At 64.3% G+C, this 24,603-nt stretch carries 25 protein-coding genes; 22 read left to right on the top strand and 3 right to left on the bottom strand.

Translation table 11 applies throughout. The features are described from left to right. Window position 1 precedes the first annotated feature (1 nt). The 6 genes from thrB (at window position 2) to J7I92_RS11170 (ending at window position 7,223) form a co-directional block, all read left to right on the top strand. The gene (gene thrB, locus J7I92_RS11195; RefSeq protein ID WP_214840459.1) at window positions 2-988 is read left to right on the top strand and encodes a homoserine kinase; all 987 of its coding nucleotides are present in this window, start codon (window positions 2-4) and stop codon (window positions 986-988) included. A 339-nt stretch (window positions 989-1,327) separates the two neighbouring features. Beyond that, window positions 1,328-3,496, top strand: coding sequence for a transcription termination factor Rho (gene rho, locus J7I92_RS11190; protein WP_214840457.1), 2,169 nt, complete (start codon window positions 1,328-1,330; stop codon window positions 3,494-3,496). A 203-nt stretch (window positions 3,497-3,699) separates the two neighbouring features. After that, window positions 3,700-4,773 (top strand): peptide chain release factor 1, encoded by a 1,074-nt coding sequence (prfA, locus tag J7I92_RS11185; RefSeq protein ID WP_214840455.1) that lies wholly within the window; start codon window positions 3,700-3,702, stop codon window positions 4,771-4,773. Window positions 4,774-4,791: 18 nt separating this feature from the next. Then, window positions 4,792-5,661, top strand: coding sequence for a peptide chain release factor N(5)-glutamine methyltransferase (prmC, locus tag J7I92_RS11180; RefSeq protein WP_214840453.1), 870 nt, complete (start codon window positions 4,792-4,794; stop codon window positions 5,659-5,661). Window positions 5,662-5,727: 66 nt separating this feature from the next. Further along, entirely contained in the window at window positions 5,728-6,468 is a 741-nt protein-coding gene (locus tag J7I92_RS11175) for an L-threonylcarbamoyladenylate synthase (protein ID WP_214840451.1), read from the top strand. Then, complete coding sequence (locus J7I92_RS11170) at window positions 6,465-7,223, top strand: WecB/TagA/CpsF family glycosyltransferase (RefSeq protein WP_214840447.1); 759 nt, start codon at window positions 6,465-6,467, stop codon at window positions 7,221-7,223. Before J7I92_RS11175 ends, J7I92_RS11170 begins: the two co-directional genes overlap by 4 nt. Before the next feature lie 36 nt (window positions 7,224-7,259). Here the strand turns inward: J7I92_RS11170 and J7I92_RS11165 are convergent, their stop codons facing one another. Further along, window positions 7,260-8,156, bottom strand: a complete 897-nt coding sequence (locus tag J7I92_RS11165; protein WP_214840445.1) for a glycosyltransferase — start codon at window positions 8,154-8,156, stop codon at window positions 7,260-7,262. Window positions 8,157-8,452: 296 nt separating this feature from the next. On the opposite strand from J7I92_RS11165, the gene J7I92_RS11160 reads away from it, so the two are divergent. The 14 genes from J7I92_RS11160 to J7I92_RS11095 all read left to right on the top strand — a co-directional run bounded on the left by J7I92_RS11160 (window position 8,453) and on the right by J7I92_RS11095 (window position 21,976). Beyond that, window positions 8,453-9,613 (top strand): MraY family glycosyltransferase, encoded by a 1,161-nt coding sequence (locus tag J7I92_RS11160; RefSeq protein WP_214840443.1) that lies wholly within the window; start codon window positions 8,453-8,455, stop codon window positions 9,611-9,613. A gap of 107 nt (window positions 9,614-9,720) precedes the next feature. Continuing rightward, window positions 9,721-10,206 (top strand): hypothetical protein, encoded by a 486-nt coding sequence (locus J7I92_RS11155; RefSeq protein ID WP_214840441.1) that lies wholly within the window; start codon window positions 9,721-9,723, stop codon window positions 10,204-10,206. Next, complete coding sequence (locus tag J7I92_RS11150; RefSeq protein WP_214840439.1) at window positions 10,199-10,528, top strand: hypothetical protein; 330 nt, start codon at window positions 10,199-10,201, stop codon at window positions 10,526-10,528. Before J7I92_RS11155 ends, J7I92_RS11150 begins: the two co-directional genes overlap by 8 nt. A gap of 91 nt (window positions 10,529-10,619) precedes the next feature. Then, on the top strand, window positions 10,620-11,420 hold the full coding sequence (gene atpB / locus J7I92_RS11145; protein ID WP_214840437.1) for a F0F1 ATP synthase subunit A: 801 nt from the start codon (window positions 10,620-10,622) through the stop codon (window positions 11,418-11,420). Between the two features lie 80 nt (window positions 11,421-11,500). Next, complete coding sequence (gene atpE / locus J7I92_RS11140; RefSeq protein WP_011692451.1) at window positions 11,501-11,719, top strand: ATP synthase F0 subunit C; 219 nt, start codon at window positions 11,501-11,503, stop codon at window positions 11,717-11,719. Window positions 11,720-11,771: 52 nt separating this feature from the next. Next, window positions 11,772-12,329 (top strand): F0F1 ATP synthase subunit B, encoded by a 558-nt coding sequence (locus J7I92_RS11135; protein ID WP_214840435.1) that lies wholly within the window; start codon window positions 11,772-11,774, stop codon window positions 12,327-12,329. Further along, window positions 12,329-13,156: a F0F1 ATP synthase subunit delta gene (locus tag J7I92_RS11130; protein WP_214840433.1), complete on the top strand. Its 828-nt coding sequence runs from the start codon at window positions 12,329-12,331 to the stop codon at window positions 13,154-13,156. The genes J7I92_RS11135 and J7I92_RS11130 overlap by 1 nt, the downstream gene beginning before the upstream one ends. An 83-nt stretch (window positions 13,157-13,239) precedes the next feature. Next, window positions 13,240-14,877 (top strand): F0F1 ATP synthase subunit alpha, encoded by a 1,638-nt coding sequence (atpA, locus tag J7I92_RS11125; protein WP_214840554.1) that lies wholly within the window; start codon window positions 13,240-13,242, stop codon window positions 14,875-14,877. Between the two features lie 75 nt (window positions 14,878-14,952). Continuing rightward, on the top strand, window positions 14,953-15,849 hold the full coding sequence (locus J7I92_RS11120; protein ID WP_214840431.1) for a F0F1 ATP synthase subunit gamma: 897 nt from the start codon (window positions 14,953-14,955) through the stop codon (window positions 15,847-15,849). 82 nt (window positions 15,850-15,931) lie between these two features. Continuing rightward, window positions 15,932-17,386: a F0F1 ATP synthase subunit beta gene (gene atpD / locus J7I92_RS11115; RefSeq protein WP_214840429.1), complete on the top strand. Its 1,455-nt coding sequence runs from the start codon at window positions 15,932-15,934 to the stop codon at window positions 17,384-17,386. A gap of 1 nt (window position 17,387) precedes the next feature. Next, window positions 17,388-17,672, top strand: coding sequence for a F0F1 ATP synthase subunit epsilon (locus tag J7I92_RS11110; protein ID WP_214840427.1), 285 nt, complete (start codon window positions 17,388-17,390; stop codon window positions 17,670-17,672). Window positions 17,673-17,682: 10 nt separating this feature from the next. Then, entirely contained in the window at window positions 17,683-18,114 is a 432-nt protein-coding gene (locus J7I92_RS11105; protein WP_214840425.1) for a DUF2550 domain-containing protein, read from the top strand. Between the two features lie 5 nt (window positions 18,115-18,119). Further along, entirely contained in the window at window positions 18,120-19,463 is a 1,344-nt protein-coding gene (locus J7I92_RS11100) for an alpha/beta hydrolase family protein (RefSeq protein ID WP_214840423.1), read from the top strand. Next, complete coding sequence (locus J7I92_RS11095; RefSeq protein ID WP_311380270.1) at window positions 19,460-21,976, top strand: DUF2156 domain-containing protein; 2,517 nt, start codon at window positions 19,460-19,462, stop codon at window positions 21,974-21,976. The genes J7I92_RS11100 and J7I92_RS11095 overlap by 4 nt, the downstream gene beginning before the upstream one ends. Before the next feature lie 172 nt (window positions 21,977-22,148). Here the strand turns inward: J7I92_RS11095 and J7I92_RS11090 are convergent, their stop codons facing one another. Next, window positions 22,149-22,352 carry a cold-shock protein gene (locus J7I92_RS11090; protein ID WP_011692441.1) on the bottom strand — a complete coding sequence of 68 codons (204 nt, stop codon included), beginning with the start codon at window positions 22,350-22,352 and terminating at the stop codon, window positions 22,149-22,151. 310 nt (window positions 22,353-22,662) lie between these two features. Beyond that, complete coding sequence (nucS, locus tag J7I92_RS11085; protein ID WP_214840421.1) at window positions 22,663-23,358, bottom strand: endonuclease NucS; 696 nt, start codon at window positions 23,356-23,358, stop codon at window positions 22,663-22,665. Window positions 23,359-23,435: 77 nt separating this feature from the next. Here nucS and J7I92_RS11080 point away from each other — a divergent pair, with 77 nt between their 5' ends. Both J7I92_RS11080 and J7I92_RS11075 read left to right on the top strand, forming a co-directional pair. Then, window positions 23,436-23,774, top strand: a complete 339-nt coding sequence (locus J7I92_RS11080; protein ID WP_214840419.1) for an ATP/GTP-binding protein — start codon at window positions 23,436-23,438, stop codon at window positions 23,772-23,774. A gap of 10 nt (window positions 23,775-23,784) precedes the next feature. Beyond that, window positions 23,785-24,585 carry an alpha/beta hydrolase gene (locus J7I92_RS11075; protein WP_214840417.1) on the top strand — a complete coding sequence of 267 codons (801 nt, stop codon included), beginning with the start codon at window positions 23,785-23,787 and terminating at the stop codon, window positions 24,583-24,585. Window positions 24,586-24,603 lie beyond the last annotated feature (18 nt).

Here is a 24,603-nt window from a genome sequence, read left to right as displayed (position 1 = left end):
CTTGGAAACCACCCTCACTGTCCCGGCCGAGTCCGCTGCCGGTACGCCAGCAGTGCCGGCCGGGCAGCTGGTGACCGTCCGCGTCCCCGCCACCAGCGCCAACCTCGGCCCCGGATATGACAGCCTGGGGCTGGCCCTCTCGCTGCACGACACCCTGACCGTGGAAACCCTGGCCAGCGGTGCGTTGGAGTTCGACCTCAGCGGCGAAGGGGCGGAAACACTCCCGCGGGACGCGAGCCACCTGGTGGCCAGGGCGATCACCGAGGCCCTGCACCGGCTCGGCTTCCGGCACGACGGCCTCAGGATCACGGCCGACAACGTCAACCCGCACGGCCGAGGCCTGGGGTCCTCGGCGTCGGCCGTTGTGGCGGCGGTGACCGCCGCGAATGCCCTGGTTCCGGAAGGGTCCCGCCGGGGCAAGGACTGGATCCTGCAGCTCACCAGCGAAATGGAAGGCCATCCCGACAACGTCGCACCGGCCATATTCGGCGGGCTGGCGCTGTCGTGGCAGGACAGTGACCAGTACAGCAGTACCTGCGCCACCGTAGCCGAGTCCGTGATTCCCGTCGTAGCAGTCCCGGACTATGAACTTTCCACTGAAGCGGCACGCGCACTCCTGCCGGCATCGGTGGGTCATCATGCAGCCGCAATGAACTCCGGCAGGGCGGCGCTGCTGATCCACGCCCTCACCAGCAAGCCGGAATTCCTGCTGGCCGGCACCGAGGACTATCTCCACCAGAGCTACCGCGCCGAGGCGATGCGGCCCAGTGCGGACCTGATCCGGGCCCTGCGCCGTGCGGGCTACGCGGCTGTTGTATCCGGTGCCGGCCCCACCGTCCTGGTGCTCGCCAACGGCGAAGACGAGGCCGCCGCCGTGGTGGACTTCATTGGTGCCCACACCCAGGCCAACACGCCTGACGTGGGGTGGCGTGTGATGAAGCTGGCGGTGGACGTCGAAGGTGCTAAAGTGGGAGTGCACCGGCGGTAATCCCGCAGGCAGTCGAAGAACGCAGGCAGTCAAAAGAACCCGATGTTGGCCAAGGCTCCTGTCCACTCCTTTGCTGCTCTAAACTTCAACTGCGCTAGAGTCTCCGGTGCCGCCTGCTTGGTCTGTCGCAGGAATCTGCAGAATCACTCTGCACCCCTGAATCGTCAGTCCGCCATTCCGATCTCTTGTTGGAATGTTCGAGGCGTATCAGTATCCGGCCCTGCTGGCCGAATTCCATCCGGCAAGGCCGAAATCCGGCTGCAGATCTGAACTGCAGCCCAGATCAAATCACCGCGTCCAGCTCCCAGTCTGGACGCCGTCGAGGGGGAAGGATCCTTCGTGACCGAAACCACTGAGCTGTCGCCAGCTGTGGACACATCATCTTCTGCTGCCGAGTCGTCGGCAGCACCCGCCAAGAGCAGCGGCCTTGCCGGCCTCAAGCTCGCCCAGCTGCAGGCCCTCGCCAGCCAGTTGGGGATTTCCGGCGGATCCCGCATGCGCAAGGGCGATCTGGTGACTGCCATTTCCGCCCACCGGGCGGGCACTTCAGCCACCAAGGCTCCGGCCAAGGGTGCTGAAAAGACCGGCGAAAACATCTCGACACGGGTAACCGCCCCGGCGGCCGCCCCCGCAGCAGAAGCTGCTGAGGCTCCTGCCCAGGAAGCCACGCGGGCCCGCCGCGGCCGCAGCCGCCGCGCGGTCAGCGACGGCGTGGTGACCGCCCCCGCCACCGAGGCTCCCGCCCCGGAAACTGCGCCCAGTGAGGCCCCGGCAGCACCGTCTGTCGCCGAAGCGGCGCAGGCCGCCCCGTCGGAAGCGGCACCGGAGGCTGCAGAACGCCGCCAGCCGCGTACCCGCAACCGCCGCCGCGGCGAGGCAGCAGCGCAGGCAACGGCTCCCGCCGTCGAAGGCGAAGCTGAGGCCCCCGCGGAACAACAGCGCACTGAGCAGCGCACTGAACAGCGTGCCGAACAGCGCACTGAACAGCGCACCGAGCAGCGCGAACAGCGCGGCGCCGACCAGGGCGGCGAGGCAGCCGAACCCGGCCAGCGCAACGAACGCCAGTCAACCCGGACGCGCGGTGGCCGCGACGGCGGCGACACCTCCGGTGCGCGCGAAACCACTCGTGACAACACCCGCGAGAGCACCCGCGACAACCGCGACAATGAGGATGCCGACGGCGGAAGCCGCCGCAACCGGCGCAACCGCCGCGACCGCAACGACCGCTCCGGCGGCCAGGACAACCGCGACAACTCCCGCAACGACCGCTTCCGCGACCGCAACGACCGCCGCCGCGGCCGCGCCCAGGGACCCGACGTCGACGACGTCGAGGTCACCGAGGACGACGTCCTGCTGCCCGTCGCCGGCATCCTGGACGTCCTGGAGAACTACGCGTTCATCCGCACCTCCGGCTACCTGCCGGGCCCTAACGACGTTTACGTCTCGCTTGCCCAGGTCAAGAAGTACAACCTGCGCAAGGGCGACGCCGTCGTCGGCGCCATCCGTGCACCGCGCGACGGCGAAGACCGCGGCCAGCAGTCCGCCCGCCAGAAGTTCAACGCCCTGGTCCGCGTCACCTCCGTGAACGGCAAGACCTCCGAAGAGCTCAAGGACCGCGTCGAGTTCGCCAAGCTGGTTCCGCTGTACCCGTCCGAGCGGCTTCGCCTCGAGACGGACCCCAAGAAGATCGGCCCCCGCGTCATCGACCTGGTTGCCCCGATCGGCAAGGGCCAGCGCGGCCTGATCGTTTCGCCGCCGAAGGCCGGCAAGACGCTCATCCTGCAGTCCATCGCCAACGCCATCACCACCAACAATCCTGAGGTCCACCTCATGATGGTGCTCGTTGACGAACGTCCTGAAGAAGTCACGGACATGCAGCGCACCGTCAAGGGCGAGGTCATTGCCTCCACCTTCGACCGTCCCGCCGACGACCACACCACCGTGGCCGAACTCTCCATCGAACGAGCCAAGCGCCTCGTGGAAATGGGCATGGACGTTGTGGTGCTCCTCGACTCCATGACCCGCCTGGGCCGCGCTTACAACCTGGCAGCACCGGCCTCCGGCCGCATCCTGTCCGGTGGTGTGGACTCCGCAGCCCTGTACCCGCCGAAGCGCTTCTTCGGTGCGGCCCGCAACATCGAAAACGGCGGCTCGCTGACCATCCTGGCAACGGCCCTCGTTGAGACCGGCTCGAAGATGGACGAGGTCATCTTCGAAGAGTTCAAGGGCACCGGCAACATGGAACTGCGCCTGTCCCGCCAGCTCGCGGACAAGCGCATCTTCCCGGCCGTGGACGTCAACGCGTCCGGCACCCGCCGCGAAGAGAACCTGCTTTCGCCTGAAGAGGTCAAGATCATGTGGAAGCTGCGCCGCGTCCTGTCCGGGCTTGAGACCCAGCAGAGCCTCGAGCTGCTGACCAACAAGATCCGGGAGACCCAGAGCAACGTCGAGTTCCTCATGCAGGTTCAGAAGACGACGCTTGGCGCTAAGTCCGATAACGACAAGTAGCTGAGCTGGGGGTGGGGCCGTCGCATATTTTTGCCGGCCCCGCCCCTTCGCGTTGCAGCTGACGTACTGCGTACGTCAGCTGCAACGCTCCGACAGGCCCGAAGCCACTCCCAGGCCGGCAAAAATATACGACGGCGGTCGCCCGTCACCTACCGCTGTGTGCGTCACTAAACTGATACCGGAGCGTTGAAAGGTAATGACTAATGTTTGAGTCCGTACAGGGCCTGTTGGATGAGCATGATGCTATCCAGGCGCAGCTGGGGGATCCTGCTGTTTATGCTGACCAGAAGCTGGCCCGGAAGCTGGGGCGGCGTTCTGCTCAGTTGAACGGCATTGTGGAGGCCTATCACAAGTGGGAGGCCATCCGTGATGACCTTGCTGCTGCCAAGGAGATGGCGGACGAGGACCCGGAGTTTGCTGCGGAGGTTCCTGAGTTGGAGGCGTCGCTGGAGACGGCTTCGGCCAAGCTGCGGCGCCTGCTGATTCCGCGGGATCCGGACGATGCGCGGAATGTGATCCTTGAGGTCAAGGGCGGTGAAGGCGGCGATGAGGCCGCGCTGTTCGCCGGCGACCTACTGCGCATGTACACCCGGTACGCGGAGTCGCGCGGCTGGAAAACCGAGCTCATCTCCGCCAACGAATCGGACCTTGGCGGGTACAAGGACGTCCAGATGGCCGTCAAGGGCAGTTCAAACGATCCCGCCGAGGGCGTGTATGCGCGGCTGAAGTTCGAAGGCGGGGTGCACCGCGTCCAGCGCGTGCCGGTGACGGAATCCCAGGGCCGCATCCACACCTCGGCTGCCGGTGTGCTGGTGCTTCCCGAAGTGGACGAGCCCGAGGAACTCGAGATCAACCAGAACGACCTCAAGATCGACGTCTACCGGTCCTCGGGTCCCGGCGGACAGTCCGTTAACACCACCGACTCCGCCGTCCGCATCACGCACCTTCCCACCGGAATCGTGGTGGCCATGCAGAACGAGAAGTCGCAGCTGCAGAACCGTGAAGCCGGCATGCGCGTCCTGCGGGCCCGCATCCTGGCGCACCAGCAGGAGCAGATCGACGCCGAAAACTCGGCCCAGCGGAAGTCCCAGATCCGCACCATGGACCGTTCCGAGCGCATCCGCACGTACAACTACCCCGAAAACCGGATTGCGGACCACCGCACCGGCTACAAGGCGTACAACCTGGACCAGGTCATGAACGGGGATCTTGAGCCGGTCATCCAGTCCGCGATCGAGATGGACGAACAGGCCCGCCTGGACGCCATCGGGGAATAGCCACCGGCCGGTCGATCGATGACACTCGGAACAGGATTGAGCCTGGCTGAAGCAGTCCGCGAAGCAACTGAGCTGCTGGCCCATGCAGGTGTCCCCAGCCCGCGGGTGGACGCCGAACTGCTGGCGGACCATCTGCTGGGCGTCGGTCTGGGCCGCCTCCGGGCCATGCTGCTGGGGGATTCGCCGGAACCGGACGGCTACGCGGACCTGGTCGCCGAGCGGGCCAGGCGAGTCCCGCTGCAACACATCACCGGCGTGGCCCACTTCCGCTACCTGCAGCTCGCAGTGGGTCCCGGCGTCTTCATCCCCCGACCCGAAACTGAGTCGGTGGTCCAGCTGGTGATTGACCGGCTGGCGGAAACGCACCGTCCCAAAGTGGCGGACCTTGGCACCGGTTCCGGCGCGATTGCAGGTTCCATCGCCCATGAGGTTCCGGACGCCGAGGTCCATGCGGTGGAATTCAGTGAATTCGCCCATGCGTGGGCTGCAAGGAATCTGGCGCCGTTGGGCGTCAAACTCGTCCGCGGTGACCTGCGCGACGCACTGCAGGAGCACAACGGCACGTTCGACGTCGTGATCTCCAACCCGCCGTACATTCCGGCCGAAGCCGTCCCGAACGAACCCGAAGTGGCCCTGCACGATCCGCCCGAGGCGCTTTACGGCGGGGGAGCGGACGGAATGGAACTTCCGACGGCGGCCGCTGCCTCAGCTGCGCGGCTGCTGGTCCCCGGCGGCTACTTCGTGATGGAACACGCCGAAGTCCAGGCGGGCTGGATCGCCGCCATGCTGAGGGCCGGCGGCGTATGGTCCGAGGTCACCACGCACCTGGACCTCAACGGCAAGGAGCGCGCCACCAGTGCCGTCTTCACCCCATTGTCCAACGCGTAAATGCAGTATTTGAAAACCAGGCAGTGCATCAAAACGCAGCGCAAGAAGTGATGAAAGAATAGGCCAGTGACCACAACCTACGACTGCACGGCAGCTGACCAGCGCGCCGAAGGCCTTGAACACGCCCAGCGGGCCATCCGCGAACACAAATGCGTGGTGTTCCCGACCGACACCGTGTATGGAATCGCCGCGGACGCCTTTTCGCCACAGGCGGTGACCATGCTCCTCGTCTCGAAGGGACGGAGCCGGAAAATGCCCCCGCCTGTCCTGATCCCGCGGCTGAACGCCCTGGACGGACTGGCAACGGACGTGCCGGCCGAAGCCCGCAAGCTTGCCGAAGCGTTCTGGCCCGGCGGCCTCACCATGATCTTCCACGCCCAGCCCTCCCTTGACTGGGACCTGGGTGAAACCAAGGGCACCGTTGCGCTGCGGATGCCGGCCGACGACGTCGCCCAGGACCTGCTGACCCTCACCGGACCCTTGGCGGTTTCCTCCGCGAACCGCACCGGCCAGACCGCTGCGCGGACCGCCGCGGATGCACTGGCCCAGCTTGCTGAGTCGGTGGAGGTTTACCTTGAGGGAGGCCTCCGGCCGGCCGGGGGCGCCGAGGCGCTTCCGTCGACCATTGTCGACGCAACTGCGCTTCCGCTGCGGGTTGTCCGCCAGGGCGCAATTCCCGTGGAGCGGCTGCGTGAGGTTGTACCGGGCCTGCTGGATGTGGACGGCAACGCAGCCGACGACGCTGCCGCTGAAGCGGAGCCAGCTTCTGCGGCTGACGCACGCCCGACCGGGTCCGGCGCCGAATGATCCTGACGCGGCAGCATGTCCCTGTCCTTGGCGTTGACGCGACGCCCATGACCGTTCCGGAACTCACTACGGCGCTCAACCGCTTTGTGGCCGAGGGTTCAACCCGCACGGTAGTGGGCCACAACCTGCACAGCGTCACGCTGTTCCACTCCGATCCGGAATTCCGTGCCCTCTACGAGAACAGCGATATCGTGCTCCTCGACGGCGCTCCGGTGCTGTGGCTGTGGGGAAGGACCGGCGAAGCCGACGCCCCGGTCATGGATTACCGCCTGGGATCGACCGACTGGATCCCGGCCCTGGGCGGCGTTGAAGGTCTTGAACGGATTGCCGTCATCGGCGCCGGCGCGGAGGCGAATGCGAAGGCCGTGGCGCGGTTGTCCGGCATCGTTCCCCACGCCAAGGTTGCCGGCCTCCCCGGTGAGGGGTGGAACGAGGAGCTCGAAGGCGGGGCGGTGGAATGGCTGACACAGCTGCGTCCGCAACTGGTGCTCCTTGGCCTGGGCATGCCGCTGCAGGAGCTGGTGCTCCAGCGCAGGCTGGCAGCGTTGCCGCCCGCCGTGTACTGCGCCGTTGGCGGCGCGATTGAGCAGATTGCCGGGATCCAGAAGCTGGCTCCGCGCTGGCTGGGACGCCTGGGGCTGGAATGGGCCTGGCGGCTGCTGCTGCATCCGCGCCGGGTCGCCTACCGGGTGTTCGGCGAGCCCTGGGTGCTGCTGGGCCTGCTGATCCGGCGGCGCCTGACCTCCAGGCGCTAGGCGCCGCCGCCCTTCAGGCTGGAACTTCCGGTTCTTCTAGAACTTCTGGTCCTTCAGGGGCGCGAAGCCCTTGCCCCGGAGACCGGTGGAAAAGGCCCGGAACCAGTCGGCCAGGCCGCGGAAGTCCCCGCGGCGCAGGAAGTAGCCCAGGTAACCGCCAACATCGGCGACCAGCGACTTGACGCGGAAATGGCGGCGGATCAGGTACCCGCGGTTCCGGTAGTAGTAGTAACGCTTGAAAGCGGTCTCGGGAACAATGACGTGCCACCTCGCACCGAACACATGCTTGGTTTCTGCAAACGCGTGGGGATGGGTGATGGCCGTGGTGGTCACCGTCCCGAACCGGATGCCGGCCTTGCGGAGCCTGATGGTGAAGTCCACCTCGTCGCCCCGGATGAAAAGCCGCATGTCCGGAAGGCCCACCTTGAAGAAGACGTCGGACCGGATCAGCGCGCCGTTGAAGAAGTGTCCGTCGTCGGGCAGGAAACCGAGTTTCTCGACTTCGGCACGGTTGTGCGTCACTTTGCCGTCGAGCCGGAAGAAAAAGGACAACCGGTCCGGGTGGCCGGGCGCGGCCACGAGGGGAACCACGGCATCCAAGCCGCGCGCCTCAGCCTCCCGCAGCAGCGTGGCGAGGCATTCCGGGTCGCCGGGCTCGGCGTCGTCGTCCATCATCCAGATCCAGTCAGCGCCGCTCGCGACCGCTTTGAGGATGGCCAGGGAAAATCCGCCGGCACCGCCCAGGTTCGCTTCGGACCGGACGTAGTCCACGTTGGCGTGCTCTTCAGCCACCTCTTTGGCGGGCACGGTCCCGCTGTCCACCAGGCAAATGGACTGCACCGCGGCGGTCTGGTTGTTGATGGCGTTCAGGAGCACGGCCAGCTCCCGGGGACGGTCAAACGTCACGGCAGCAACTGCAACCGACATGGACATTCGTGGTTCCTTTCAGCACGGCCGCCGGAGGTTTTCCCGCCGGCGATGGGCCGTGTGACGCGAAGCCAGCTAGCCGTTGGCATTAGTATCTTGACTAGAGTCCACTGTAATACAGCCCTGTCAGGCACTACGCACTGCCTGTCGCGCGCACGGCGACGGAGAAGTTTCATTTATCGAAAGTCAGATCCACAGCGATCCCGCCCGAGCAATCCCTGCCCCCCGTCGTTGACCCGGCCGCAGGGATACAAACTGTCCGGGGCCGGTTCCGCTGACTGCGCGGGGAAGGTGGCTTTCCCATGATCATGTACCTGCTCATGATGCTGACGGCTGCCGCGGTTTCCTACAGCGCGACCTGGGGTGCACGCCTTCTCGGCAACCGACTCAAACTGTTCTCGCCGATCCGCAGCCGGGATACGCACTCGCACAAGGTCTCCCGGCTGGGCGGGCTGGGCATATATGCAGGATTCCTGGCGGCGCTTGTGGTGGCCAGCCAGTCATTCTTCGTCAAGGACATCTTTCGCGGCAACGCCTCGCCCTGGGGAGTGCTGGCCGGTGCAACATTGATTGTCATCGTGGGCCTGGCCGATGATCTTCTGGACCTGCGCTGGTGGGTGAAGCTGATCGGCCAGAGCGCGGCCGCACTGGTGGTGGCCGTCTGGGGCGTACGGATGACGATTGTGCCGTTGATTCCGGAACCGGTGGTTATCGAGAACGAAATCGTGAGCATCGTGCTGACTGCCGGACTGATCGTCACGGCCATGAACGCGTTCAACTTCATCGACGGGCTGGACGGCCTTGCCGCAGGCGTTGCCATCATCGGGGGAGCGGCGTTCTTCCTGACCGCTTACTGGGTGCACCGGACCGCCCCGATCCTGGACCGTTCAGACCTGGCCACCCTGCTGACGGCGGTCGTGGTGGGCAGCGCCATGGGCTTCCTGCTCCACAATTGGTTTCCGTCGAAGATCTTCATGGGCGATTCCGGTGCCATGCTCATCGGACTCCTGATGGCGTCGGCCGGTGTGGTCTCCACCGGGCAGATCTCCTCAGGCCTCTATGACCGGGTCAACGGTATTCCCACGATCATCCCCATCCTCCTTCCGTTTGCGGTGCTCTTCCTGCCGCTCCTGGACCTGGGCCTCGCCGTCATCCGGCGCACGGCGGTGGGCCGTTCGCCGTGGTCGGCCGACCGGGGCCACCTGCACCACAAGCTCATGGACATCGGCTACTCACACCGGGCCTCGGTCCTCCTGATGTATGCCTGGACCTGCGTCCTGGCGTTTGGCGGCCTGGCGTTCGTGGTCTACCCCTGGCAGGTCGTGCTTGCCGTCGACGTGCTGGCAGCCTCGATCATGGCTGTTGTGACGGCCTGGCCCTACCTCCGTGACAAGGCGCCCGGACCGGGGCCGCGGTCCGAAGCGGAATGCGAGGCCGAAGCGGAAGCGGGCGGCCAGGAGTGACCCGTGGTGTCTCTTTTCGGAATAATTTCTATCTCATGTAGAATTCCAGTGCAGCTACTCGCTGTACGCACACCTGGCAGCCTGCAGCACACGACGATTGGGATCTCATGACCTCCAACGCCGAACCCGGACACAGATCCGGCAACGGACCGGTTGGTGTCTCTGGCCCCACAAAATCACTGTGGCTGAGGCTTCTGAAGATCAGCTCCCTGGTTGCAGGGGCGGCGCTGCTCCTGGCAGGCATCGCAGCCTACTTCGTCGCTGGCGTAGAGTCGGCGCTGTCGGCACTTCTTGGCGGCGGCCTGGTCGCAGTGTTCTTTGCCATCAGCCTTGTGGTCGGCCATTTCGCCGGCCGAACGAACCCCTCGGGCGCGATCGGACTGTTCGTGGCCACGTACTTCATCAAGGTTGTCGGGTTTGCCATCGTTCTCTTTGCCCTTGGCCGGCCGGACTGGCTCGACGGCGGCTTCTTTGTGGTCGGTGCCATTGTCACGGTGGTCACCTGGCAAGCGGCAGAGATTTATGGCTTCAGCACGGCGCGGCTCCAGATATTCAACGACCCCGCACCTTCGAAAGACGGCAGCAATGAGTAGCCGTAAATTAGGACCCAAAAAACGCACTGAAAACCCGAAAACGACCTCCGGTTCGGCCGGCGTATCTTCGTCCGGAACGGACGGCGGATACAACGCCGGCATCGCCGTCTTCAGCTACATAATTGGCGGAATCATCGTCTGGAGTTTGATAGGGTGGGGTCTGGATTATCTGTGGGGAACCCGCTGGATCGTGCTCGCAGGCGCTCTGCTTGGAGCTGCGGGAGGGTTCTATCTTTCTCATATGCACGGCCTCACCAGTCACAGACCTTCAACTGGTGACGACGGTGCAGCCAGCGGCCCGTCCAAGGACGAGGAACAGTAATGCCAAACAATTTCACACGGGGAAGGGCGGACATGAAGATCGCCGGACCCTCACCAACGCCCAATGATGGACACTGCAGAGAGGAAACGCGTTGATCGCGCTTGCGCTCCCGGCCCAAGATTCAGGAGAGTTCAATCCTCCTGGAATTGAAGAAATGCACCTGCCGGCAATCGTGCCGTGGGGTGTGGCAGACGGATTCTCCAAGCAGATGCTGCTGGTAATCCTGTCGGTCGTCATTATCGCTACATTCTTTCTGCTAGCTGCGCGGAAGCAGCAGCTTGTTCCCGGCAAACTGCAGTTTGCAGGCGAGGCGGCCTACGGCTTCGTCCGTAACAGCATCGCCAAGGACATCATCGGCGGCAAGGACTTCATCAAGTACGTTCCGCTGTTGTTCAGCCTCTTCTTCTTCATCCTCGTGAACAACATCTACGGCGCCATCCCCGTCATCCAGCTGCCGAGCTTCTCACACGTCGGCGGCGCGTATGTCCTGGCCGCCATCGTCTACTTCACCTGGATCGGGATCGGCGTCAAGAAGAACGGGCTCAAGTACTTCAAGCTGGCCACCGTTCCCTCCGGCGTGCCGGTGTACATCCTCCCGATCGTTATCCCGATCGAAATCATCTCCAACTTCCTGGTCCGCCCGGTCACGCACAGCCTCCGTCTGTTCGCCACCATGCTGGCAGGACACCTGATCGTGATGATTGCCGGATCCGGCATCGAATACCTGGTCATGCAGGAGAACATCCTCCTGAAGGGCACCTCGGTCCTGGTGCTCGTTGGAGCCATCGCCATGTACATGTTGGAAGCGTTGATCATGGCGCTGCAGGCGTACGTCTTTACGCTGCTAACCGCCATCTACATTGAAGGCGCCCTGCACGCGGACAGCCACTAGGCACCCACAGACTTCCCCTTCGCGGGGATGAAGCAACCCAAACAACCTGCCACACGGGTGGCATCTTGAAAGGAAGAAAAATGGAAGGCTCCATCAACGGCTCCCTCAACCTCATCGGCTACGGCCTCTCCGCTATCGGCGGTGGTATCGGTGTGGGTCTCGTGTTCGCGGCTTACATCAATGGTGTGGCACGTCAGCCGGAAGCCCAGCGCGTCCTGCAGCCGATCGCATTCCTCGGCCTTGCGCTGACCGAAGCCCTCGCCATCCTCGGCCTCGTCTTCGCTTTCGTTCTTTCCTAAGCGTTAGAACCTAGCGAACATCCAGAACCGAGTAGATAAGGACGGGTGAAATATGAATCAGATGATCATCTCAGCCGCCACCGAAGGCGCTGAGGCGGCTAATCCGCTCGTTCCCAACCTGTGGGAAATGGGCGTAGTCCTGGCCGGCTTTGTTGTCCTCTTTTACATCGTGGTCAAGTTCGTTGTCCCGATGTTCGAGAAGACGTTCGCAGAGCGCGCCGAGGCTATCGAAGGTGGCATCGCCAAGGCCGAGAAGGCCCAGGCGGAAGCTTCTGCTGCCCTCGAAGAGTACAAGCAGCAGCTCACCGACGCCCGTGCAGAAGCCAACCGCATCCGCGAGGAAGCCCGTGCCGAAGGCGCCCAGATCCTTGCGGACCTGAAGGAAAAGGCAGCTGCAGAGTCTGCCCGCATCACCGCGCAGGCCCAGACGCAGATCGAGTCCGAGCGGCAGGCAGCCGTCGTGTCGCTGCGCACGGAGGTCGGCACGCTGGCTACCACGCTTGCAAGCCGCATCGTTGGCGAGTCGCTCAGCGACGATGCACGTGCAGCCCGCGTGGTTGACCGCTTCCTGGCAGATCTGGAGACCCAGAACGCAGGTGTAGCTAAGTAATGGCAGGTGTATCGAGCGGATCGCTGACCGCGGCACTGGTTGCGTTGGAAGCCAAGCTTCCCTTCGCTTCGCTGCAGTTGGCTAAGGACCTCTTCGGAATCCTGGGAACGGTGGACAGCTCGGCTGGCTTGCGCCGCGCCCTGACTGACCCGTCCCGCAGCGGTGACGAAAAGTCGGCGCTGGTCAAGCAGCTCTTCAGCGGAAAAGTCTCCGCTGATGCCGTGGACATCGCGAGCGGACTGGCCGGTTCACGCTGGGCGTCGGCTCGGGACATCGGCGATGCACTCGAGACTCTTGCCGCTTCCGTGGTAATTGCCGTTGCTGAGAACAAGTCGGCCGTCTCTGCCTCAGGAATCACCGGACTCGAAGCGCTGGAGAACGATCTGTTCTCCTTCAACCAGGTCGTTGGGTCCAGCCACGAGGTACAGCGTGCTCTGTCCGAGCCGCAGGCGAGCCCGGCTGCCAAGATTGCCCTCGCCGAAAAGTTCGTCCCCAACGTGAGCGAGGAAGCGAAAGTCCTTATCGGACAGGCAGTTTCGCAGCCCCGTGGCCTCAAGGTAACCAGCCTTGTGCGTCGTTTCGCAGAGCTTGCAGCCAAGCGCCAGCAGCGCTGGATTGCAACAGTCAGCGTCACCCGTCCGTTGACGGAGACACAGACCAGCAGGCTGCAGGCCGGGCTCAACGCCCTGTATGGGCGCGAGCTCAAGATCAACGTCACTGTTGATCCGGCACTGATCGGCGGCATCCGGATTCAGGTTGGCGACGAAGTGGTTGACGCTTCGGTCATCACCCGCCTGGGCCAGCTCCAGCGTCAGCTTGCCGGTTAGCCGGACAAGCACAACTTAACTGATAGAAACCCCGGTCATCGTGAGCAACGATGATCACGAAAACAGGAGAGCAGGGACTGCAGATGGCCGAATTGACCATCAACGCCGACGACGTCCGTATTGCGCTGAACGAGTTCGCGGCGTCCTACGAACCCGGAAACGCAGAGCGCGTAGAGGTCGGCCGTGTGACCACAGCAGGTGACGGCATCGCCCGTGTTGAGGGCCTTCCCTCGGTCATGGCGAACGAGTTGCTTCGTTTCGAAGACGGCACGCTGGGCCTGGCCCAGAACCTCGACGTCCGCGAAATCGGCGTCATCATCCTCGGTGACTTCACCGGAATCGAAGAAGGCCAGGAAGTCCACCGCACCGGTCAGGTTCTCTCCGTGCCGGTTGGTGACGCCTTCCTCGGCCGCGTGGTTGACCCACTGGGCCAGCCGATCGACGACCTCGGCGAAATCAAGGCTGAGGCCACCCGCGCACTGGAACTCCAGGCGCCCGGCGTGACCCAGCGTAAGTCGGTGCACGAGCCGATGCAGACCGGTCTTAAGGCTATCGACGCCATGATCCCGATCGGCCGTGGCCAGCGTCAGCTGATCATTGGTGACCGCCAGACCGGCAAGTCGGCAATCGCCATCGACACGATCATCAACCAGAAGGCCAACTGGGCTTCCGGGGACGTCACTAAGCAGGTGCGCTGCGTCTACGTAGCCATCGGCCAGAAGGCGTCCACCATCGCGGCTGTCCGCCAGACGCTCGAGGACAACGGCGCACTGGAGTACACCACCATCGTGGCCTCCCCGGCGTCCGACCCCGCAGGCTTCAAGTACCTGGCGCCCTACGCCGGTTCAGCCATCGGCCAGCACTGGATGTACGGCGGCAAGCACGTCCTCATCGTGTTTGATGACCTGTCCAAGCAGGCTGAGGCCTACCGTGCGGTGTCGCTGCTGCTCCGCCGCCCGCCGGGACGCGAAGCCTACCCGGGCGACGTCTTCTACTTGCACTCCCGCCTGCTGGAGCGTTGTGCCAAGCTCTCCGACGAGCTGGGTGCGGGCTCGATGACCGGCCTGCCGCTCATCGAAACCAAGGCAAACGACGTCTCCGCGTACATCCCGACCAACGTAATCTCCATTACCGATGGCCAGATCTTCCTGCAGTCGGACCTCTTCAACGCCAACCAGCGTCCCGCCGTCGACGTGGGCGTCTCCGTTTCCCGCGTGGGTGGTGCAGCGCAGGTCAAGTCCATGAAGAAGGTCTCCGGTACCTTGAAGTTGGAATTGGCCCAGTACCGCGACATGCAGGCGTTCGCCATGTTCGCCTCGGACCTCGACGCTGCATCACGCCAGCAGCTGACCCGCGGTGCGCGCCTGATGGAACTGCTGAAGCAGGGCCAGTACTCCCCGTTCCCGGTCGAGAACCAGGTTGTTTCGATCTGGGCAGGCACCAACGGCCACCTGGACGACGTTCCGGTTGAGGACATCAACCGCTTCGAGACCGAGTTCCTTGAGCACCTGAAGCACAAGTCCTCCATCCTGACTACGCTGGCGCAGACCAACGTCATGGACGATGACACCGCGGAAGCACTGAAGACCTCGATCGTGGCCTTCAAGAAGGGCTTCTTCGGCCAGGGCGACAACTACCTGGTTGGTGCGGGGCATGAGGAGCACGCCCCCATTGACGAGGCACAGGTCGACCAGGAAAAAATCGTTAAGCAGAAGCGCTAGTTTCGCTGGCCGGGCTGCCGGGACCTTCACGGGTTCCGGCAGCCCCGGCCATCGGGATCTTAGGAAAGGATAAGTATGGGAGCCCAGATTCGGGTCTACCGCCAGAAGATCAGCTCGACGACGTCGATGCGCAAGATCTTCAAGGCGATGGAACTGATCGCTACCTCGCGCATCGGCAAGGCCCGCGCACGCGTAGCGGCTTCACTGCCTTACGCAAACGCGATCACGCGTGCCGTTTCTGCTGTCGCAAGCCAGAGCGAAATCGACCACCCGCTGGTCACCGAGCCCGCGCAGATCCGCCGCGCCGCCGTCCTGGTCATCACCTCGGACCGCGGCCTTGCAGGATCTTACTCGGCAAGCGTGCTCAAGCAGGCGGAAGGCCTCACCGAGCTGCTCCGTGGGGAGGGCAAGGAAGTCAAGACCTACGTCCTTGGCCGCAAGGCGCAGGCGTACTTCGACTTCCGGAACCGTCCTTACGCACAGGTCTGGACCGGCAACACGGATGCGCCTGAGTTCGCTACGGCACAGGAAATCGGCGCAGCGCTGCTTGAAGACTTTGCAACGGCCTATGAAGAGGACGGCGTAGACGAAATCCACGTTGTCTACACCCGCTTCAAGTCGATGGTGAACCAGGAGCCGACCGTCATCCGTTTGCTTCCCCTCGAAGTCGTCGAAGAGCAGGCACAGTCCGAATCGGAACTACTGCCGCTGTACGAGTTCGAACCGGAGGCGGAGCGGGTGCTTGACGCCCTGTTGCCGCGCTACATCGAGTCCCGCATCTTCGCCGCAATGTTGCAGGCCGCAGCTTCCGAGCTCGCAGCCCGCCAGCGGGCGATGAAGTCCGCCGGCGACAACGCCACGGACCTCATCAAGAAGTACACGCGTCTGCGCAACACTGCCCGCCAGGCCGAAATTACGCAGGAGCTTTCCGAAATCGTGGCCGGTGCCGACGCCCTGAGCGCGTCGTCCTAGCCGGCACGGTTCCGGATCCAGCTGAACCTGCACCAAAAGATAAACTTAACCCCCACGCCATCTACTGAGTGAAGTGAGAGAGATGACTGCCACCGCTACCGAACACGTAGCCGCAACGTCCGGTGCTACCGGCCGTATTGCACGTGTCATTGGCCCGGTTGTCGACGTCGAATTCCCGGCTGACGCAATCCCCTCGATTTACAACGCACTTACCACGGAGATTACTCTCAACGGTGAGACCAAGACCATCACGTTCGAGGTTGCCCTGCACCTGGGTGACAACCTCATTCGCGCCATCTCCCTGCAGGCTACCGACGGACTCGTCCGCGGCACCAACGTAGTGGACACCGGTTCGCCCATCACCGTTCCCGTCGGCGATGGCGTCAAGGGCCACATCTTCAACGTCCTCGGCAAGCCGCTCGACGTTGACGAGTCCGAGATCCAGGCTTCGGACTACTGGGCAATCCACCGCAAGGCTCCGGCCTTCGCGACGCTCGAGGGTTCCACCGAAATGCTGGAAACCGGCATCAAGGTCATCGACCTACTCACCCCGTACATCAAGGGTGGAAAGATCGGCCTGTTCGGTGGCGCCGGTGTCGGCAAGACCGTTCTGATCCAGGAAATGATCACCCGTGTTGCCCGCAACTTCGGTGGCACCTCGGTGTTCGCCGGCGTCGGTGAGCGTACCCGTGAAGGCAACGACCTCTGGGTTGAAATGGAAGAGGCAGGAGTCCTCAAGGACACCGCCCTTGTGTTCGGCCAGATGGATGAGCCGCCGGGAACGCGTCTGCGCGTTGCACTGTCTGCACTGACCATGGCGGAGTACTTCCGCGATGTGCAGAACCAGGACGTGCTGCTCTTCATCGACAACATCTTCCGCTTCACGCAGGCTGGTTCCGAGGTTTCCACCCTTCTCGGCCGCATGCCTTCCGCCGTGGGCTACCAGCCGAACCTTGCTGACGAGATGGGCCTCCTCCAGGAGCGCATCACGTCCACCAAGGGCCACTCCATCACCTCGATGCAGGCCATCTACGTTCCCGCAGATGATTACACCGACCCGGCTCCGGCAACGACCTTCGCACACCTCGACGCGACCACGGAACTTTCCCGTGAAATCGCCTCCCGTGGTCTGTACCCGGCCGTTGACCCGCTGACGTCGACCTCCCGAATCCTGGACCCCCAGTACATCGGCAAGGACCACTACAACACGGCTGTCCGTGTGAAGCAGATCCTGCAGAAGAACAAGGAACTCCAGGACATCATCGCCATCCTGGGCGTTGACGAACTGTCGGAAGAGGACAAGATCGTCGTGTCGCGTGCACGCCGCATCCAGCAGTTCCTCTCCCAGAACACCTACACCGCCAAGCAGTTCACCGGCGTCGAAGGTTCCACCGTCTCCATCAAGGACACCGTGGAAGGCTTCACGGCCATCTGCGACGGCGAGCTTGACCACGTTGCAGAGCAGGCGTTCTTCAACGTCGGCGGCCTGGATGACGTTGAGCGCCAGTGGGCCAAGATCCAGGAACAGACCAAGTAATATGGCTGAGCTTGAGGTTGAGATTGTCGCAGCGGATCACTTCGTGTGGTCCGGAGCGGCCAAGATGGTCAAGGCCCGCACCAGCGATGGTGAAATCGGAATCCTGCCCGGCCACTCGCCCCTGCTGGCGATTCTGGCCGAAGGTGAGCTGGCTATTGAGCCTGTTTCCGGTGAGCGTATTGCTGTAGTAGTTGACGGTGGATTCTTCTCCGTCGACAACAACCGGGTCGTCATTGTTGCTGACAACGCCCAACTGGGTGAAGCGGCTACTGCGGGGATCCGCTAGCACGACCTTGATGAACGATCCCGGTTTTCCGTTCATCGCATTGGCAACTGTCTTTGCGTTGCTGATTTTTGCACTGTGCCTGTCCGGGGTACGCCGCTTTAACCTGCGGCGTGCCCTGGGCACAGTGGACGCCTCCATTTGCACGGCTGGAAAAAGCTGGCAGATGGGGGTTTGTCGTTATCAGGACAACGAGCTTGAGTGGTTCAAGCTGCTCTCGCTCAGTGTCCGTCCCAAATACACCTTCCGGCGCAGTTCGCTGGAACTCGTGGGGCGCCGCCAGCCCACAGAGGCCGAACTCGTCAAGGTGCAGCCTGACTCCGTCATCGTGGAACTTCACCATGAAGGCCAGGAGGTCCTGCTGGCCATGAAGTTCGACGCGTACACGGGGTTGTCCTCGTGGCTGGAAGCCGGGCCGGTCATCGGTGTGGGGACCTGGCGCTAACGTCTGTGGATCTCATTGCTGACGTCCATCTGACCGATGGACCCGTGCTCTGGTTTGCCTGGGCAGCCGGCGCCGCAGGCTTCGCCTGGTTGCTGTGGGCCCGCGGACGCGGCTGGGCCCTGAGCGCCGGCGCTGCCCTGGTGCTCGCTGCGGGCGTTGTGGCCGCCGTTCACTGGCTGCTCATTTATGCTTTCTCAACCCTGCCCGAGGTACTCCCGCGCGACGTGCTCGCCTGGTTTGTGGCAGTGGTATTCGGCCTCTTCCTGTGGGTGCTCCGGCTGTGGAAACTTCGACGGCGGCCCGTAGCACAGCCTTCCGCACCGGCGGGCCGGGGCGCCTGGCGTGGACGAACCTCCGCAACCGCTGCAATGCTCGGAGTGCTCCTGCTTGGCGCAGTCCAGGTCAACGCGTACTTCGGCCTCAATCACACGGTGAGCGACGTCATGGGCACGGCCGTTGCCAGGATCCAGCCGCTCGAGTCCGAACTGGAGCGCCAGCCCGCAGCCGCGGCCCCCACCGCCCTCGCCGCCTGGCAGGCCCCGGACGGCATGCCCTCGGGCGGCGTGCTGCGGAAGGCCCGGATTCCCGGCCCCGCTTCGGGCTTCAGCAGCCGTGAGGCCTACGTCTACCTGCCTCCCGCCTATCAGTCCGCACCCCGTCCGGCACTGCCGGTCCTGGTCCTCTTTTCCGGGCAGCCCGGCGGTCCTTCTGACTGGCTCACCGGAGGGGCGCTGCGCAGCAGGATGGACCGCTTCGCAGCGGACCACGACGGCGTTGCGCCGGTTGTCGTGGTGGTGGATCCGAACGGCACGCCGTCGGCCAACACGCTCTGCATGGACAGCCGCATTGCGAAGGCTGACACCTTCCTGGCCCGGGACGTGCCGCAGTGGATCGAGCAGACCCTTGACGTGGATCCGGACCACCGGCAATGGGCCGTCGGCGGATTTTCCTTCGGGGCCACCTGCGCCCTGCAGATGGGAACCCGCCATCCCGACGTCTATGCCTCGATCGTGGCGTTTTCGAGCGAGCGGGAACCGGCGCTGGCGAAGGAGCGGCAGAAAACCATTGACGCCGGGTTCGACGGCAACGTCGCGGCCTTCGATGAACAGACCCCTTTGACCATCATGCAGAAAGCGCGGTTCGAGGGCCACGCGGTCTACTTCGGGGCAGGTTCCAGGGACCCGGAGTTCATGGCCTATATGGACGAGCTGTCGGCAGCGGCCCGTCGTGCCGGTTTTGCCGTTCAAGCCACCCCGGTGGTCAACACGGGCCACTCGTGGGAAGCCGCCTCCGACGGCCTTCCCGCCGCGCTGGACTTCATGGCGGAGCGCTGGGGGGTCGGCCGGTGAAGACCGTCCTGCTTCCTGCACTGCGGCGCACCCAGGCGCACTTCAAGGCGGTGCCGTTTACGCTCCTGGTCCTGACTCTGTTCCTGGGTACGGGGGCGGCCACCAACAGCTTCCTTTCGGGCCCTCCGGAATCCCTTCTGGACGTGGCCTCCGTGAACATGACGGCCCTGACGGACGGACGCTGGTGGTCCATGTTCACATCCTTGTTCTTCGCCACGAACCCCGCAGCCTATGTGACCGCGTCATCCATGATCCTGCTGTTGCTGGGACTGGCCGAGCGCAGGCTGGGCACGGTGCGGACGGCGGCCTTCTTCTTCGGCGGGCAGTTCGCGGCCGTCTCGCTCTTTCTGCTGTTCACCCAGCTTGCCCGCTACGCCGGCGACGGCTGGATGGGGCTTATGGTGGACGCCGGACTCATCGGGCCCTACGCCGCTGTGCTGGCAGCCGTCCTGGGGGCCAGCGGGCTCTTGCCCACCCTGTGGCAACGCCGGCTTCGCACCGGCATCATGTCAGCGTCGCTGCTCCTGCTCCTCTATGTGGGGCATCCCGAGACCGTGGTCGGGTTCCTGGGCGCCCTCGCGGGGCTGGCGGCCGGGTGGTGGATCCAGAACGACCACGGAACACTTCACCGGCACCGCTCCACCGGCCGCGAGACGCGGAATCTCCTTGCCCTGATCGTCGGCATTTTCGCCGTCGGCCCCATCCTCACCGCCGCCGTCCGCAGCCCCACCGGGCCGCTGGCGCTGCTCCGGGACGTGGTCCTGAACCCGTTGCCCACCCTGAGCCAGCTTGAGGAAAACTGCGGCGGCACCGTGGACGTGAACTGCCTGGAGATCGGACGGGCCGGATTTGCCGGGCCGCTGGGACTGGCCCTGGCCGTGGTTCCCGTGGTGCTCCTGCTGATCTGCGCCGACGGGCTGCGGCGCGGGCGCCGGCTCGCCTGGCGGATCACCATCGGAGTCCAGCTGTCCGTGATTGCGTTGTCGGCAGTGTACCTGGCGCTGTTCGCCCGGATGCCGCATTACCCGTCGCGTCCGCGCACTGCCGTCTTGGGTTCCGGTTTCGTCCACGTGCTCCCGCTGGTTGCAGTGCCGTTGCTGCTGGTGCTGTTGCTGTGGTTCAACCGCCGCCAGTTCCGTGTGGAAACGTCGGCAGCGGCCAGGCGCAGGCTGACCCTGGCACTGGCCGGTACGTGGGCGGCACTTGCCGGCACCTACTGCATCGCCTGGCTGGCTGCGGGCGGAATGGCGCGCGACGGCGGACCGTCCGGGCTCGCGGCCGAGCTGGCACGCCAGTACCTGCCGGTGCCCATCCCCAGCCTCTACCACCGGATTTTCCAGGGCAGGCATGAAGTTGAGTCGTTCCTCTTTGCCTATTCCGGCATCGCTTTCTGGGCTGTTGCGTTGGCCGGAGTCTGGGTGGTGCTGCTGGGGCAGCACCACGCTGCCGGTGCCGGCGTTGAGGACCGGGACGTAGCCCGCGGGCTGGTGTGCCGCGGCGGCGATTCCCTGTCCTGGATGGCATTGTGGGAACCGAACAGGTACTGGTTCACGTCTGCCCGGGACGCCGGCGTGGCGTACCAGCAACACGGCAGCGTGGCCGTGACACTGGGCGATCCGTTCGGCAGCCCGGACCGCCGGGAGGATGCCGCCTCCGGGTTCATGCGGTACTGCACCGACCATGCGCTGGTTCCATGCTTCTATTCCTGCACGGACGGGCTGTGGCCCATGCTCCGGTTGAGGGGATTCAGCAGGGTGGCGGTGGCACAGGAAACCCGGCTGGCCGTCAGGGAACTGGAATTCAAGGGCAAGGAATGGCAAAACGTCCGGACTGCACTGAACCGGGCCCGCAAAATCGGAGTCACGGCGGTGTGGGGCCGCTACAGTGAATTTCCCGCCGCCCTGCGGGCCCAGCTGCTGGAAGTTTCGGAGGAATGGGCTGCGCAGAAATCGGTGCCGGAAATGGGGTTCACGCTCGGCGGGATGGACGAACTGATGGACGACGACGTCCTGTGCTGCCTCGCGGTGGACGGCGACGGCCTGGTGCACGGCGTGACCAGCTGGCTTCCGGTATTTGACGAGGGGCGCGTAACCAGCTGGACCCTGGACTTCATGCGCCGGCGCGAAGACGGCTTCCCCGGTGTCATGGAGTTCCTGATCGCTTCGGCGGTCCTGGAGCTGCGCAAGTCGGTTGAAGTCATTTCGCTTTCAGGTTCGCCCCTGGCCAAGGATCCTTCAGAAGCAGCGGCGTCGCTGCCGGGCGGCGACGCGGACCAGGAGCCCGGGGGATTGACGGCGATCCTGGATGTGGTGGGAAGGGCCTTGGAACCGGTGTACGGCTTCCAGTCGCTGGCCACGTTCAAATCCCGCTTCAAACCCGACTACCGGACGCTCTACCTCTACTACCAGGACCCCCTGCACCTGCCGGCCATCGGCCGGGCCCTGAGCCGTGCCTATCTGCCAGGCCTGTCGGTCGGCCAGAGCGCGCGGCTGCTGAGAACACTGGTCCGCTGACCGCTCAATGGCGTCGGCTTTGGGCAATTAGTTTTCAAATTTAGAAAACATTTGTGACAAGCAACAATGCGTTAGCGCTTCATTAGATCAGGCGCAAAAAAATGATCCCCGGCACTAATGCCGAGGATCATTGATTCGTTGGACGCCGCCGCGAGGCGGCAACCGACGGGGATTAGACCAGAGTTACACCGGTTGCCTGGGGGCCCTTGGCGCCCTGGCCGATCTCGAACTGAACGCGCTGGTTCTCGTCGAGGGTCTTGAACCCGCCGGTCTGGATCTCCGAGTAGTGAACGAAGACATCGCCATCGGAGTCGTCCGGGGTGATGAAGCCGAAGCCCTTTTCAGCGTTGAACCACTTGACGGTTCCCTGTGCCATTTATTTCTCCTCATTATGGAACTTGCTTAAGTCCGGCACACCTCGTGCCGCACTTGGTCACTCCGCGAGAAGAATCCTGGCTTGCCGCCCGGTGGAACCGGACACTAGCTGAAGAAGCTTCGCGCTCGCAACATGTCTTGCGAGCATGAAAAACACCTACACAAAGACTTATATAAGAATTTCATGTGGTGTGCTTCAGGTCAACGGGTAAAAGCGGGAATTCGATAAATTTTGCGTAAAGCCGCTGTGAACGGCTCCCTTATGACAGGCCGCCGGATATCGGGCACCGGCTCTTTCCAGAACCGCCAGGTCAGAACAGGCGCGATTCGCTGTCGTCCACACCCCGCATGGCGTCGTAGTCCAGGGTGACGCAGTCAATGCCCCGGTCATTGGCCAGGACCTTGGCCTGGGGTTTGATCTGCTGGGCCGCGAAGATGCCGCGGACCGGTGCCAGCAGCGGATCCCGGTTGAGCAGCTCAAGGTAGCGGGTCAGCTGTTCGACGCCGTCGATGTCGCCCCGTCTTTTGAGCTCGATGGCCACCGTGGCGCCGTCTGCGTCCCTTGCCAGGATGTCCACCGGGCCGATGGCGGTGAAGTACTCTCGCCGGATCAGCGAAAACCCGGGTCCCAGCCTTTCGATCTGGTCGGCCAGCAGCCGCTGCAGGTCCGCTTCGACACCGTCTTTGATAAGGCCTGGGTCCTGGCCCAGTTCATGGGAGGTGTCGTGCAGCTGTTCATGGATGTTGATGATGAGCCGGTCATCCGTCTTGGCGGACTGCACCGTCCACTGCTCCGTGACACCGAGTTCCAGGTCCACTTCGTCCGGCGTGGACACCCGGAGGCTGGCCGGAGGACTCATCCAGTTCAGCGGTTTGTAGGAGCCGCCGTCGGAGTGCACCAGAACCGAGCCGTCCGCCTTGACCAGCAGAAGCCGGGTGGCGAGGGGGAGATGGGCCTTGAGCCGGCCAACATAATCAACAGAACAACGGGCTATGACTAAACGCACCCGGACAACACTACCGTCTGGGCAATGCACGGCGACCGCGGAGCCGCCGGGCGCCGGGCCTGGGGCAGAATGGATGCATGCCCCGCTCCAACCGCCCCCGCCGTGCCGCCTCCGGAAAACCGGGACAGGGCGGCCGCAAATACGGCCCCGTGCCGGAGCTGGACCTGGAGCGTGCACGGTCCGGCATCGCGCGGCGCGAAAGCGCGCCCGACGGCGAGTGGATGGTCCGCACCATGACGGCCAAGCGGGCCGAGAAGTCGTACATCTGCCCGGGCTGCTCAACCGCGGTCCTGCCGGGTGTGGAACACCTGGTGGTGTGGTCCGAGGACCACATCTTCGGTGCGGCCGCGGGACTTTCGGAACGGCGCCACTGGCACTCCAACTGCTGGACGTCACGCACGTACCGGTATCGCTAAGCTGTTAGTCATGACTTTTGACCCGGCGTCGTTCGTATTCAGCCAGCCTTCCGAAGCAACCGCCATCCGGGCTTCAACGGTGCTCCCGGCCCGCCGGGAGAACGTGGAGATAACGACCGAGGACGGCCACGTGCTCGTCGGCGAACTCGCCGTGCCGGAGTCCGGCGAAATCACCGCCACGCTGATCACGCTGCATCCGCTGCCCACGCACGGCGGATTCATGGATTCGCATGTGTACCGCAAGGCCTCCTACCGCCTTCCCGCGCTCGCCGGCGTCGCGGTCCTCAGGTTCAACACCCGGGGGACCAGTTCGCCCCGGGGCACCAGCGGCGGCCGGTTCGAAGAGGGCATCGGCGAGCGGTTCGACGTCGAGGCGGCCGTCCGGTTCGCTGCCGGCCGGAGCCTGCCCAAGCGCTGGCTGGTGGGCTGGTCTTTCGGAACGGAACTGGCCCTGATGTACGGGGCGACGGAACCGGTGGCCTCGCAGGTGGAAGGCGCCATTCTGCTGTCCCCACCGCTGCACCGCGCCACGGATGTGCACCTGAAGGAGTGGGCGGCCGCGGGCAAGCCGCTGAAAGTGCTGGTCCCCGAACACGACGACTACCTCCAGCCGGCAGCCGCCGCCGAACGCTTCGGCCTGGTGCCGCAGGCTGACGTGGTGGGGGTCGACGGCGCCAAGCACCTGTGGGTGGGGGAGAAGTACGCTGCCCGGGTGCTTAACGAAATCGTCGACGAGGTCACGGCGAAGGGCGCAGGTCCGGAGGGTCTGCCGCAGGAATGGAACGGGCCGGTGGCCACGGCTGCACCGTAGGCCGGAGCCGTTCCGAAC

The organism is Arthrobacter sp. ISL-72 (assembly GCF_018613755.1).
GTDB lineage: Bacteria > Actinomycetota > Actinomycetes > Actinomycetales > Micrococcaceae > Arthrobacter.
Note: the sequence above shows the minus strand (reverse complement) of the source record. Positions and strands in the feature narration are given on the sequence as shown.